The following is a 14259-nucleotide window of genomic DNA, read 5'->3' on the forward strand; positions in this document are numbered from 1 at the left end:
TCATGCTCTTTTAATACTTGTTGAAGAGTTTCCTTTGTTTCGGAACTTAGAAAATTTTTAGCAGGCATTCACTTTTTTTGAATATCATTATGTTATATTATACCAATATGCGTTTTAAATGCACAACAGCTTATAGCTTCCATGCCCCCATGCTTTGAAAGATAGCGTTAACGTTTTGACGATGTGTTCCAGACTCAAGCCCAAAGACAGGAGTTTAGACACTATCTGGGGGATTATTGGGAGAAAGGAGAGAAAAAACCTATCCCAGCTCGCACAGAACGCTGTAGATCTTTCTTAACAAAGCTTACGCCATGTTGCAGTCAGAGCTTCCTGGTGTGAACAAATGCTCAACCAAGGGCGAAGCTATACGTGATCGTGTGACCATCAGATGTATTCCCCAAAAATAGATCGGACGATCGCTCAAAGATGAGGGAGGAATTTGATGCACCTGAAAAAGCCTGAATTAAGTTGAGAAATATAGCATATTATCCCAGCGGCGATCGCGGGAGAACGGGCGATCGTTGGAGGGATAACTGGCGATCGTTCGTCAAAGCTTGATCGGCGTTGTAAAAACTGTTTAGCGCCCCAAAAATAATTACATATTTACAAAAATTAGGGCAATTTACCAGACTTTATATCCCCGAAAAAAAACGAGAAATTTTAAGTAGACTGTGGCTGTTGGTTAAACAAACCCGACGCTGCCTAGGATGTTGTTTCGGCAGCTTAGTTGGTGTATAATTTATGACATATTTGCCATTTTTTCACTTTCCATCCCAAGCTCAAAATATGCTAGGCTAGAATGTTTCCAAAGCTTAAGATACACCATGACGTATGTATCAATCATTAGAAGAGTCAGCCATTTCGACTAACCCATCTACGGAACAGTCCTCTTTAATTCTCATCGTGGATGACGATGCCTTGATTCGTTTGCAACTTCGACTGTATTTACAGAAGGAAAAATACCGAGTGGCCGAAGCTAGTGATGGATTGACAGGGCTAGCAGCTTATGAGGAAGTACATCCAGACCTCATCCTGCTAGATGCAGTGATGCCTACTATGGATGGTTTTGCTTGTTGTCAAAAATTATCTGAAGTGCTTGAGAGCGATCGCCCACCTATTTTAATGATTACTAGCTTGGAAGACCAAGAATCTGTCGATCGAGCGTTTGCAGCGGGAGCCGCTGACTATATCACTAAGCCGATTCACTGGGCTGTTCTGGGACAGAGAGTGCGACGCTTGATTCAGCAATTTCATTTGCAACAGCAACAAACCCTACTTTACAAACAGCTAGAGGCCGCCAATCGACAATTAAAATACCTAGCGTCAATTGACGGTTTGACTCAGATTGCCAATCGCCGTCAGTTTGACCAACAGCTAGAAGAGGAGTGGCGACGCATGACGAGGCAGCAAACTCCTTTATCACTGATTTTGTGTGATATCGATTTTTTCAAGCTTTACAACGATACTTATGGACACCAAGCAGGGGATGTATGTTTACAGCAAGTTGCCGCAGCTCTCAATAGCAGTATTAATCGAGCTGGAGATTTAGTAGCACGTTATGGAGGTGAAGAATTTGTAGTGATTTTATCCGACACTGAGCTTGAGGGAGCAATCCAAATCGTTAAGCAAATGCAGGCTCGCATCCAAGCTTTAGCAATAGTCCATAAGAGTTCTCCGCATCATTGCATTACTCTCAGCTTCGGTATTACCAGTGTGATTCCTACCTCAGAGAGCGGCCCAGAAACTTTAATTACTGCTGCCGATGCAGCACTTTATCAAGCCAAAGACCAAGGTCGTAATACTTTTTGTACCAAGACTCATACAGTTAATGAGTTCACTCATTAAATCATAAAAGTCACAACTCTGCCTCTCGTCGTAATTGGGAATAATTTTTTCTTAAAAGTTGAGCGAAATATCCAGTCCTGCATGAGTAAATATTGGTTTTAGTCTTAAAGCTTAAATAATCGGTGGTGCGAGCTTCATGGAAACTGTCAGGTAAATAACAGATCTGCTTTATGGCGCTTTTTTTATCGGAATCAGGTCAGATTCAGCAACTAGCGATTATAAAAGTTTATGGGAGGGGCTAGCTCAGTGCGTGATAAAAGATGGTTAGGTGCGATCGCCCTTCTCACTGGTGCGGGTTTTCTGGGCAACTATTTCAGTTTATCTCTTTTCTTTGGGCTTGATTTTCTCTTTGGCAGTATTGCAATACTGATTATTACTTACTATTTCGGCTGGGGCTGGGGAGGTTTTGCCAGTCTAATAGCAGGCAGCTATACTTATCTACTTTGGCATCATCCATACGCCACAATTATTTTGGTCATTGAGGCTCTGTTTGTAGGTTTTTTTTGCAAGCGTAAACGTCCGAACCTCCTTTTATTTGATGGGCTTTACTGGTTCTTTATTGGAATGCCTCTCGTTTGGCTTTTCTACGGTCAAATGATCCACCTGGAGGCTGCTCAAGTCCTCCTAGTTATGTGCAAACAAGCAGTCAACGGCATTTTTAATGCCTTAGTTGCCAGCTTTATCATTGTTTATGCACCCGTTGATAAACAGGTTGGTCGTTCCAAGAAAGTCCATGCCCTTTCATTAAAACAAACTATTTTTCATCTGTTGGTTGCTTTTGTCTTTATTCCAGGACTGCTTTTATTAGTTATTGATGGTAGATACTTAGTCGCTCAAATTCAGACGACTGTGCATACTGAGTTACAAACAAACGGGACAAATTTCAGTAGCGGTGTATCTAGATGGTATCAGCGACATCTCTTAGCGTTGAATACATTAGCGGAAAAATCGCTCATTCCTGAAGCCACCACTGCTGCTAATCAAGCGATTATATCATCCGATCAACTGCAACAAGACATTAGCCTGCTCGATCAGTGGTTTCCAGATTTCGACAACATTTATGTGACCGATTCCTCTGGAACAGTTTTAGCGGCTTCTCCTCCTTTAAATCAAACCCGTCGCCAGTTGATTGAACAAAGCACCGAACATAAATCTCTAATTACCCTGGCTCAAGAGCGGTTGAAACCTTGGATGACTCCTATCCATAACGACTTATTAATTGACGAGCCTCATGTAGGATTGAATGTTCCCCTGCAAGTTCAAGGTCATTTCCTTGGGCTTATTCACGGTTCATTAGCATTAAGCCAGATCCAATCTCTATACATTTTTCAGCAAAACAATCAGCAACTACGCATTACATTGCTCGATCAAAACAACCAAGTTATTGCGAGTAATCAATCCCACCAAAAGCTGTTGACCAGTGTTCAAGAGTCAAAGCACGGCAGCACTCGCACCTTAGAGGGAACCTTGCAGCAGTGGGTTGCTAGCAAGGGCAACTATCCGATGATCCGTTGGAAAAACTCTCTATATATACAGGAATTTACGATTACCCCTGAGCTGAACTGGAGATTACGCTTAGAAATTCCAGCAGCTCCCTATGTAGAAAATTTACAAAACCGCTACAGGATAGATCTGATTATTCTTCTCGTCATCACAATGTTGGCATTTTTGTTTGCAACGGTGGTTAGCGAACGACTGGTCAAGCCGTTATCCTTTTTAGCTCTTGCGACTACTGACTTACCCAACAAGCTTTCAGAAGAAACATTTGAATGGAAACATAGCTCTGTTACGGAAATCAACGAGCTTGCTAGCAATTTTCAATTGATGGCGATCACGCTTCATCAAAAATTTAGGGAGATTAAACACGTCAACGCTACATTAGAACAGCGGGTTCAAGAACGAACGCAAAGATTATCCAAAATCAATCGATCTCTGAAAGCTGAAATTAAGAGACGTAAACAAGCCGAAGCTGAACTAAGAACAAGAGAGGCGGCAATACGAGCTTTATATGAAGTCACTGCTACCCAAAATCTCAATTTTGAGCAGCGCATCCAAGCGTTGATTGACATGGGATGTCAGACATTTCGCCTTGAATGTGGCATCTTGGCTCGTGTGCAAGATAATCGTTATGAGGTGATGGCTGTGCGATCGCCGGATGGAGTCCTGAAACCAGGTGATGCCCTTGATATTAGGCAAACTTTGTGCTGTGAAGCTTTAGACACAAATGAACCCCTAACCATCCAACATACAGGCACCTCAAAATGGCGTTACCATCCTGCCTATCTTGCCTTTGGCATAGAAGCTTATATTGGAACACGAGTTTTAGTTGCAGGCAAAGTCTACAGTACCCTCAGCTTTTCTAGTAAATCTCCCCGTGCAGACAGCTTTAAATCTGCCGATGTGGAATTACTGAAACTGATGGCTCAATGGATTGGTAGTGAAATCGAACGGCATCAGGCAGAAGTCGCTCTGCAAGCGAGTGAAGAGCGGTGGGAACTCGCCCTACGTGGTAGTAATGATGGGGTCTGGGATTGGAACGTCAACACCAATGAAGTATTCTTCTCGGCTCGCTGGAAAGAGATGTTGGGCTACCAGGAGCATGAAATTCGCAATCACCTGGACGAATGGAGTAAGCGAGTTCATCCCGATGATATCGCATGGGTGATGCAAGCAATTCAAGATCACTTTCAGCGCCAAACTCCCTTTTATATTACAGAACATCGAGTGCTTTGCAAGGATGGGAGCTACAAATGGATTTTGGCTCGAGGGCAAGCGCTTTCGGATGCAGCGGGCAGAGTTGTCCGTATGACTGGTTCTCACAGCGATATTACCAACCGCAAAAAGTTAGAGCAGGAAATTCAAGCCAGAGAGCAATTATTGAATGCTTTCTTTAAAGGAGCTTCTCTGGCAGGAGTAGGGCTATGTATCCACGATCGGCAGTTCCGATTTTTACAAATCAATGAGGCACTAGCTGAAATTAATTGCCACTCTGTGGAGGCTCACTTAGGTAAGACAACTGATGAGATGTTGGGGGAATTTGCTCCTGGTATAAATGCACTGTTACAACAGGTTTTAACGACAGGACAACCTTCCATCAGCTTGGAAATGAGCTCAGAAGTATCCAGCCAAACGGATGCCAAGCGCTACTGGCTCGTTTCTCACTTTCCCATTTTCAAAAATGCAGAGCAGCCTATAGCAGTGGGTTGCATTCTAATTGAAATTAGCGGTCGCAAACGAGCCGAAGCGGAACTGCAACAAATGAGTGCGGCACTAGCAAATGCGGTGGCAGGGATCTCTCGGCTTGACCCTCAAGGGCGCTATGTCTCTATTAACGAAACTTATGCCGCCATCTGCGGATATCCGCCAGAGGAAATGTTAGGGATGGACTGGCAAAGAACGGTTCATCGTGAAGATGTAGGCAGGATGGTGGCTGCTTATCAACAGATGTTGAGAGATGGCAGAGTCGAAGTGGAAGCTAGGGGGATGCGAAAAAATGGCTCTAGCTTCTATAAACAAGTGGTGATGGTCTCTGCTTATGATGAGCAAAATGTCTTTGTAGGGCATCACTGCTTTATTAAGGATATTACCGATCGCAAGCAGGCAGAAGAAGCACTACAACGACAGTTGCAAAAAGCCCTACTGCTGAAGCAAATTACCCAAGAAATTCGTCAAAGCCTCAATGCTCAGCAGATATTTGAAACGGCTGCTATTCAGATTGGGCAAGCTTTTGGGGTCAGTCGCTGCTTAATTCGCACATACCTGGATAATCCACAGCCTCAGTTTCCTGTCGTTGCAGAGTATCTAGCACCCGGATCTGCCCCCAGCGGGGAGCATGACATTCTGGCCGCCAGTCCTGCTTATACAAAACAGTTGATGGCTGGGGATGAAGCGATCGCCTCCCCGGATGTCTATTGCGAATCATTGCTCACCTGTGCTCATTCTATTTGTACCAGTCTCAAATTGAGATCGACATTAGTAGTGCGGACCTCTTACCAAGGAGAACCGAATGGTGCCATTTGTTTGCACCAGTGCGATCGCGACCGTCATTGGACCACCGATCAAGTGGAGTTGCTAGAATCCGTCGCGACTCAAGTAGGAATTGCCCTTGCTCAAGCCAAATTACTAGAGCAAGAAACTCGACAACGAGAAGAATTAACTCTGAAAAACTTTGCCCTGGAGCAAACTAGACGAGAAGCTGAAGCTGCGAACCGAGCGAAAAGTGAGTTTCTGGCGATGATGAGCCATGAAATTCGCACTCCTATGAATGCGGTTATTGGCATGACGGGACTACTGCTCGATACAGAACTCAAGGCTCAACAGCGAGACTTTATCGAGACGATTCGCAATAGTGGGGATACCCTTCTGAGTATCATCAACGACATCTTGGACTTCTCCAAAATTGAGTCTGGCAAGCTGGAGCTAGAAATGTATCCCTTGAGCTTGAGAGATTGCATAGAAGGTGCGATCGACCAACTTGCAGTTAAAGCAGATGAGAAAGATATTGAGTTGGGCTACCTCATCCAGCCTCAGACTCCTAAGTTGATTTTGGGTGATGTCACCCGTCTGCGTCAGATCCTAGTTAACTTGCTCAACAATGCGATTAAGTTTACTGAAACTGGGGAAGTTACCCTTTCCGTGGAAGCCTCTCTAGTGGATTCTGACAAAACGATTTCTGAGCTAGGGAATTTGCCAGAAAGCTTGTATGAAATCCAGTTTGCCATTCAAGACACAGGGATTGGCATTCCAGCAGACCGCCTTGATCGACTGTTCAAGTCATTTAGTCAAGTAGATGCTTCGACGACTCGGCAGTATGGAGGGACTGGTTTAGGTCTGGCCATTAGTAAGCGACTTAGTGAAATGATGAACGGCACGATCTGGGTTGAGACTCGAGGTCACGTCGGAGGAACCCCTTCACCAAAATGGCAAGCCGCTAAGCTTAATCGAGTCACAATGGGTTCTACCTTCTACTTCACAATTGTGGCATCCTCTGTTGCTACTGAGTTAGCGGAACCGATGGAAATGGTACAAGAACTATCTGGCAAGCGTTTATTAATCGTGGATGACCAGCCCACTAACCGACAAATTCTGACGTTGCAAGCCCAGACTTGGGGGATGCAGAGTCTGGCTGCCCCATCGGCTGTGGAAGCGCTCAACTGGCTTGAGACTGAAGAAACCTTTGATCTCGCTATTTTAGATATGCAAATGCCACAAATGGACGGCCTCACACTAGCCTCAGCCATCCACCAGCATCCTAAGTACCACCGTTTACCCCTAGTGTTGCTGACTTCAATGGGCTACCCAGAAGCGAGTTCTTCAGCGCTCTCCACCCACTTTGCGGCTTTTTTAAGCAAACCCATCAAACAATCCCAGCTCTATCAAATACTGATCCATGTGCTACAAGCTCAACCGAAAAAAGTTCAACAACAGCTCCCTAGATCTGTTCAGGATGATATGAAGCTGGCCCAGAGACTCCCACTGCGAATTCTTTTAGCAGAAGATCATCTGGTAAATCAGAAGGTGGCACTGCTGCTGTTAGAGCGTTTGGGATACCGGGCCGATATTGCTGCCAATGGATTGGAAGTTTTGGAAGCCCTGAATCGCCAGCCTTATGATGTAGTGCTGATGGATGTACAAATGCCAGAGATGGATGGACTAGAAGCCAGCCGTCGTATTTGTGAGCAGTGGCCGGCTCATACTTGTCCCCGAATTATTGCCATGACAGCAAATGCTATGCAGGGCGATCGCCAGCTTTGTCTTGATGCTGGCATGAATGACTATATCAGTAAACCGATTCGAGTAGAGGCTCTCATCCAAGCGCTGAGTCAGTGTCCACTCAACCAGGAACCGCAGCAAGCCCAAAAGGAGGAATCAGATAGCAAGAAGCCAGAAATTGATGTGCCGGCGGTTAACCTCACAGAACTGCAAGCCTTCTGTAGCAGCATAGATGAAGATTCAACCCAGATTTTGAGCTTGTTGGCGAACTGCTACTTGGAGGAATCTTTAAAGTTGCTACAAGCTATGAAATTTGCGATCGCCCAAGCGGATACTCAAACCCTAAACCGAGTGGCCCATACCCTCAAAGGCAGTAGTGCGAACCTAAGCGCGGCTCCTCTGGCGCAGCTTTGTGCCACGTTAGAAGTTATGGGTGCGCGCGGTGAACTAGATCAAGCCTCAACGCTTTTGGCTCAAATCGAGGTTGAGTACGATCGTGTAAAGAATACTCTCCAACAAGAACTACAAAAGAGCGAAACTAATCTATGAAAGTCAATTAAATAGGCACTTTTTGGCATCAGGGCTTAGGCAACTGTCACATCTCCGAAGTGACAAAAGAAAGATGATGACTAATGACTAATGACTAATGACTGCTGTCCAAGCGGAATCTCGATCACAAACTCAGTACCTTTCCCCAATTCCGAATTGCATTTTAAAATGCCACCGTGTTTCTCTACCACAATTTGGTAACTAATTGACAGTCCCAATCCTGTACCTTTCCCCACCGACTTAGTGGTGAAAAAAGGGTCAAATATGCGTTTTCTCATAGATTCCGAAATTCCTGTGCCGTTGTCAGAAATCCGAATCACCGCGCTAGGAACAGTACCATTAAGTTGACCCACAGCAGTAGAGATTTTAATTTGAGGAGTTACAGATTGACCCGCGAGCAACTTGTGCGATTCCAAAGCATCGATCGCATTCCCAATTACATTCATAAATACCTGATTCAACTGTCCAGCATAACACTCAACTAGAGGCAAAATGCCGTATTCTTTCACTAGCACGATGTTTGCACCGTCCGCATTAGATTTCAGCCTGTGCTGTAAAATTAACAGCGTGCTGTCAATGCCCTCGTGAATATCAACCGCCTTCATTTGACTTTCGTCAAGACGAGAGAAATTCCTTAACGACAGAACTATTTGACGGATGCGATCGGCTCCCACCTTCATTGAAGATAGCAATTTGGGCAAATCTTCTAGCAGAAATTCCAAGTCAATATCTTCACTCAATTTGTCTATTTCAGGACTATAAGCCGGATATTGCTGCTGGTAAAGTTCCAGCAAACTCAGTAAGCTAGCAGTATATTCACTAGCGTGATTGAGATTGCCGTAAATAAAATTAACCGGATTGTTAATTTCGTGAGCAATCCCGGCTACCAGTTGCCCCAAACCCGACATTTTTTCAGTTTGAATCAATTGAGCTTGAGTGTGCTGCAAATCTTTTAAACTTTGAGCGATTTGTTCTGCTTGGCGTCTGGTTTGAGCCAGCAAATCGGCTTGTTGGATAGCAACGCCTAACTGATTGGCAATCTGAGCTAAAAAGTTAACTTCTGAACTTGCCCAGCATCGGGGTTCCGAATGTTGATACGCTGTCAGCAAACCCCAAAGTTCTTGTCCTACAAAAATCGGCGCGATCGCATAAGCCTTTACCTGAAATTGCTCTAAAATACCAATGTCACACTCCGAGTGACAAGCTTGATAGATATCGTCAACGGCTATAGTTTCATTATTCAGATACTTGCCGCCTTGGTTTGACTGCAAATAAGTATCTTGCCAAACCGTACTGATACCTTGCCCTACCAATTTTATCCAGCCCTCTTTCACAAACTCGGCAATATATTGACCGCTCAAATCAGGATTTAAGCGATAAACGGCTATTCTATCGACTTGCATAAACTGACAAACTTCTTGAGTTGCAGTCTTAAAAGTCGCGTTGATATCGAGAGATTCTCGAATCTTAGCCACCACTTCAAAGAGTATCCGCTGTTGCTCGGCTGCCCACTGCAACTCAACTGATTGCTGCCGCGTTTTAGCCAACAAATCTGCTTGTTCTAATCCTACACTCAACTGAATTCCAACTTGCGTAGCAAACTGAATTTCCGAAGTGTTCCAATGGCGCAAACCGCTGCACTGGTGCACGCACAGCAAACCCCAAAGTTCGCTGCCATTCATCAGTGGCATAATCACCTGAGCTCTAATTTGAAATTGAGCTAAAAGAGCAACATGGCAGTCTGAAAGTCCAGCATTTTCGACATCTTGTAGCACTTGAATGCGTCCCTGACTATATTTTTGGGCATAGTTTTCGCTAAAAAAATGATCGTTAACTTTTACATCCATTGCCGAAGAAAAACCAGGCAAAACATCTTCGGTAATAAATTCGCCTTCATTAAAGTTTAAACTAGGATCAAAGCGATAAATGCCAACTCTATCGGCCTTTAATATCCGCCGCAATTCTGTAGTTGTAGTACGAAAAATTGTATCTAAATCGAGAGATTGTCGAATCTTAGCAACTACCTCAAACAGTATTTGCTCCTGCTCTGCTACCCGCTGCAACTCAACTGCTTGCTGCTGAGTTTGAGCGAGCAAATCTGCTTGTTCTATGGCGATACTGAGCTGCGCGGAAATTTGGGTAGCAAACTTAATTTCGGAAGATTCCCAGTTGCGGGGAGCCGAACATTGGTGTACGCACAGCAACCCCCAAAGGTCGTTGCCTTTCATTACCGGTGCAACTAAACTAGCTTTGACCTGAAATTGCTCTAATAGTTGCTCATAGCAATCTTGCAGTCTGGCCTGTCTGATGTCGGACATTGTGTGAACTCGGCCCTGAGAGTAGAGATTGGCGTAGTTTTCTCCAAAGCAGCGATCGTGCACTTTGACTGCCATTGCTGACACAAAATCTGGCAAAACATCTTCAGCAACGAATTCCCCCTCGTTAAATTCTGATGCGGAATCGAAGCGGTAAACCGCAACTCTATCGGCATTTAAAGCCCGCCGCACTTCCTGGGACATCGTGCTAAAAATTTTGTTCAATTCGAGGGATTTCCGCATTTTTGCTACCACTTCAAACAGCACTCGCTGCTGTTGGGTCAACTGCTGTAGTTGAGCGGTGCGCTTTTGAACTTGATTTTCTAAATTTGTGTTAAGTGCTTCTATTTGTTGATCGAGTTGGTAGTGGTTAATAGCATTAGAAAAGTGGGTGCCAAAAATTTGGAATAATTCGATTTCTTCAGTTTTCCATTCGCGAATTTGGGCAGTTTTTGACTCTTTCCACGCTTCAAAAGAGATCCGAGATTGGGCGAGCCGCCCGTCGCTATCAAACTGTCTAGCCCAGAGAGTTTCGGTGTCAAATTCTTCTCGAAAAATGGTCAAGTAACCGAATATTTGCTGGCGGGTTCTGAGCGGTACGATTAAAATGCTGCGAATTTTAGTCGATCGAAATGCAGGTTGCAGGCTTCTCAAACTGCTAATTTGGTACAAGTCGGGAATTGCCCAAACCTGTTGCTCGCCGGATTTAAAATATTCGTGCCAAACGCTGTATTGCTCCACCTGCGGGTATTTTGCCGAAATTCCCATCTTCGGCCCTGAACCGCAAGTGTAGACTGTGAGTTCGCCAGTGGAGTTATCCGAATAGGGAACTAGATTCGTAACCTTGCTGCTGTCGGAAATGAATGGCGTGGCGAAAATGCACAGCCTGCCGCCGCCGGCCTCTAGTGCTGCTACCGATTCTACCAAAGCTGTTTGGAGTTCAATCGCCGGCTGGGAGTTAAGGGCTGCGGCGACGCGGTTGACGGCAGCTTCCCGTTGAGCTTTCGCCGTCGCTTGGGCGAGGAGGGTTGATTGGGCTATCGCGACGCCGAGTTGATCTGCCACCATCTGAACGCCTTGGAGTTCGTTTTCTGCCACACTCCGGGATTCGGAGTGGTGAGATACCAACAACCCCCAGAATTCTTCGCCGTGAAAAATTGGTACTACCAAGCAAGCCTTGACGCCCAGTGCAGTCAAGTATTCAGCGTGGCAGGGGTCAACCGCACGAAAGCGCATTTCGTCGGGCAGCAGTTGGCCGGAAACCGCCTCGCGGCGCAGACTTTGGCCTAGCTGCCCGGAATCTATATCGACGATCGATCGCACCTGTAGTTGCGCGAACATTTCGCGGGCGTGACGGGGAATATCCTCTGCTGGAAAATGCAGACCCAATAGGGATGGCAAGCGGTTGTCGTTAATTGATTCGGCAATCACTTCACCGCTGCCGTCGCTATGAAATTTGTAGATTTTTACTCTGTCTGTTCCCAAGAAGGATTGAACTTCCGCTGCTGTTGCGCTCAGAATTTCGGGTAGTTCTAGAGAGCGGCGAATGCGGTTGGCGATGCGTTCGAGCAAATTTGCTCGATCAAAAATCACCTTGACATTTTCGATCTTTAATGAGTCCATTATTAATCTTTTGCTTTCCTAGCAATAATAGTAAGCGGCCCAAAAGTTTTGTGCCTGTTAAAAAATTCGGCAAGCACAGCCATTTAATAAAATATAAATATCCTGATGGCGATCGTCGATTAGTTTTGCACCGCTAGCGAGCTGCCTTCAAATTGCAACTTTTCAGTGCAACTTTCAATTGTGTGGGACTAAAACTTTTCTACTTTAAATATAAACTTTGTAGAGCCTGCCTTGCAAGTCTCATACCCTAAATGATTACATTTGTCAATTTTCAAGACTTGCAGAGTCACTCAGAGAAAGGTCGATCGACCGCAAAGCCCCTTTTTCCAGATATTTGCTCAAAAAAAAGCTCCCCCCGCGCGAGCTGGAGCTTTTTTCGATTAGACAATCAAATCAGAAATAAATTTGATCGATTAGTCCAAATCAGGCATAGCCAGCACTGGTTCATTTTCGCGATTGAGCCCTTCTCAAAGCCAGCGACAGTAGCGCGAGCGCGACCCGCGTGCCACAAGTAGCCGATTAAGAAGAAGAATCCCGTCACAAACTGGAAACAGGACTGCCAAGAACGAGGAGAAGTGAAGTTAAACGAGTTAACTTCAGTTGCGACGTTGCCTTGGCTTCAGGTGTCCATTTTAAGTCATCGGAAAATTCGGAATCGGGCATGGCGTATTGGGCGATCGACTGCAAGCCTTCTTTTGTCTGCTTTTGAGGGAAAGCCTGGATTTATTAAATTTACCATGAGTGCGATCGCCGCACACATTCTCACTCTGCTTTAAATTTGTTGCCTAAAATAGCCGACGCTTCTTGTAAAAGCTGATTCTGCTCTTGTCGAATTGCCTCCAACCTTGTAATGCCCAAGATAGCCTCCAAGTAACTGATGAACTCTCCATCGTGTCACACTCTAAACCTTCGTTTAGCAGCAACTCTCTCAACCGGGCGGATGGTCGGGTCACGTCTAATCAGCAGGCTCAGACTCGTCAGGGCGTTCATACCTCAGCAATTTTTTTAGAGAATTTTCACCATAGGGTTTCAAATATAATGTGCATTCTCTACTCACCTCTTCTTCAGCAATCTGATTTTGATCGCACCATTTTCTAATAGCAATATCAGCCAACTCTTCTACTATATTCGCCTCTACTAAAGCAACTTCAGTTTCAGGAGTACATTCAATTAAATTTAGAATATGCTCAGGTGAAGGAGAACGCAAGTTTTCTTTTTGTTGATCGTACACTAATATTTTATAGTCATCCTTATGTTTTAAAAGAATATATATAAGAATAGATTCACCTGAATAATTTAAAGCACTAACCAAATCACTTTCGAGTTTTTCCCCATAATCACGATGGAAATGTAGTTTCCTAGTATGTTGATAATAAGGATAAACGTCTTTATCCTCTGCCTGTTGAAGATTTAAAATTCCCTTTTTAACTTTAGTATCAGAAGCAAAATTTGGCATATTAATTAATTGGTTATCATCTGATGTTAAAACAGGCAAATCAGTTATTTTTCGAGATTCTTCATGGCGTTGCATTAACTTATCCCAACGTTTACCTATATCTACAAATTCATCTTGTAACTCTTTGGTCTCTGTAAGAATTGGAATGAAAGTATATATTCTTACAGTCCGAAAATCATCCCAAAGTCTTAAAATTCTTCCGGCTCTTTGAATCGGCTCAATAGGAGTCCATGCTATGTCATAATTAACTACAACTGAGGCATCCTGCATATTAACGCCAATGCCATAATTATCAGTAGTGATAAATACATCATAAGTATCTTCACCATTTGGAGAAGTATTATTAGCAATGGGGGCAAACTTTTCAATTGCTTTTTCTACTTTATTTAAAGTTTTTGGTTGATATTTAGTATCTTTATTTTTTTCAATCGTGCTAAATATTCTTAAAAATGGCTTTAACAATTTAATTGTTTCTTCTAAATAAGAAGCAGTAGGATAACGTTCACAAAAAATAACTAATTTTTCTTGAGGACAGTGAAAATCTATAATCTTCAGCAAATTTTGGAGTTTTTTATCTTGTTGTGGTTTGGATTTATCTAGCTTACTAATAATTGGATTTAAAACTTCTTGACGTTCTTCTTTTGAAATCAAAAATTCCGACTTCTCCAAAATAAATGCTTTTTCGGGAGCGTGTCACTTTTGCGATGAGTATAAATACTCATGAACCCCACCATGACTTTTTTACCGATCATCAGTATA

At 44.0% G+C, this 14259-nt stretch carries 4 protein-coding genes and 1 pseudogene; 2 read left to right on the forward strand and 3 right to left on the reverse strand.

Features of this window, described 5'->3' with window-relative positions:
* The first annotated feature begins 831 nt into the window (after positions 1-831).
* Together QUA04_RS25570 and QUA04_RS25575 are read left to right on the forward strand one after the other, a co-directional pair.
* Positions 832-1845, forward strand: coding sequence for a PleD family two-component system response regulator (locus QUA04_RS25570; protein WP_333262470.1), 1014 nt, complete (start codon positions 832-834; stop codon positions 1843-1845).
* Between the two features lie 246 nt (positions 1846-2091).
* Positions 2092-8106, forward strand: coding sequence for a response regulator (locus tag QUA04_RS25575; RefSeq protein ID WP_333262472.1), 6015 nt, complete (start codon positions 2092-2094; stop codon positions 8104-8106).
* An 80-nt stretch (positions 8107-8186) separates the two neighbouring features.
* On the opposite strand, the gene QUA04_RS25580 is transcribed toward QUA04_RS25575, so the two are convergent.
* From QUA04_RS25580 to QUA04_RS25590, 3 genes and pseudogenes are all read right to left on the reverse strand, one after another.
* Positions 8187-12044: a GAF domain-containing protein gene (locus tag QUA04_RS25580; protein WP_333262475.1), complete on the reverse strand. Its 3858-nt coding sequence runs from the start codon at positions 12042-12044 to the stop codon at positions 8187-8189.
* 413 nt (positions 12045-12457) lie between these two features.
* Positions 12458-12663: pseudogene (locus QUA04_RS25585) on the reverse strand (photosystem II reaction center protein CP43); the annotation flags it as partial.
* 336 nt (positions 12664-12999) lie between these two features.
* Positions 13000-14151, reverse strand: a complete 1152-nt coding sequence (locus QUA04_RS25590) for a helicase-related protein (protein WP_333262478.1) — start codon at positions 14149-14151, stop codon at positions 13000-13002.
* Between the last annotated feature and the right edge of the window lie 108 nt (positions 14152-14259).

Source organism: Microcoleus sp. S13_C5 (genome assembly GCF_036700845.1).
Taxonomy (GTDB): domain Bacteria; phylum Cyanobacteriota; class Cyanobacteriia; order Cyanobacteriales; family Microcoleaceae; genus Microcoleus.

Bases quoted from the DNA above. Each gene is read 5' to 3' on its own strand.
- QUA04_RS25570 (WP_333262470.1), top strand. From the start codon at position 832: ATGTATCAATCATTAGAAGAGTCAGCCATTTCGACTAACCCATCTACG.
- QUA04_RS25580 (WP_333262475.1), bottom strand. From the start codon at position 12,044: ATGGACTCATTAAAGATCGAAAATGTCAAGGTGATTTTTGATCGAGCA.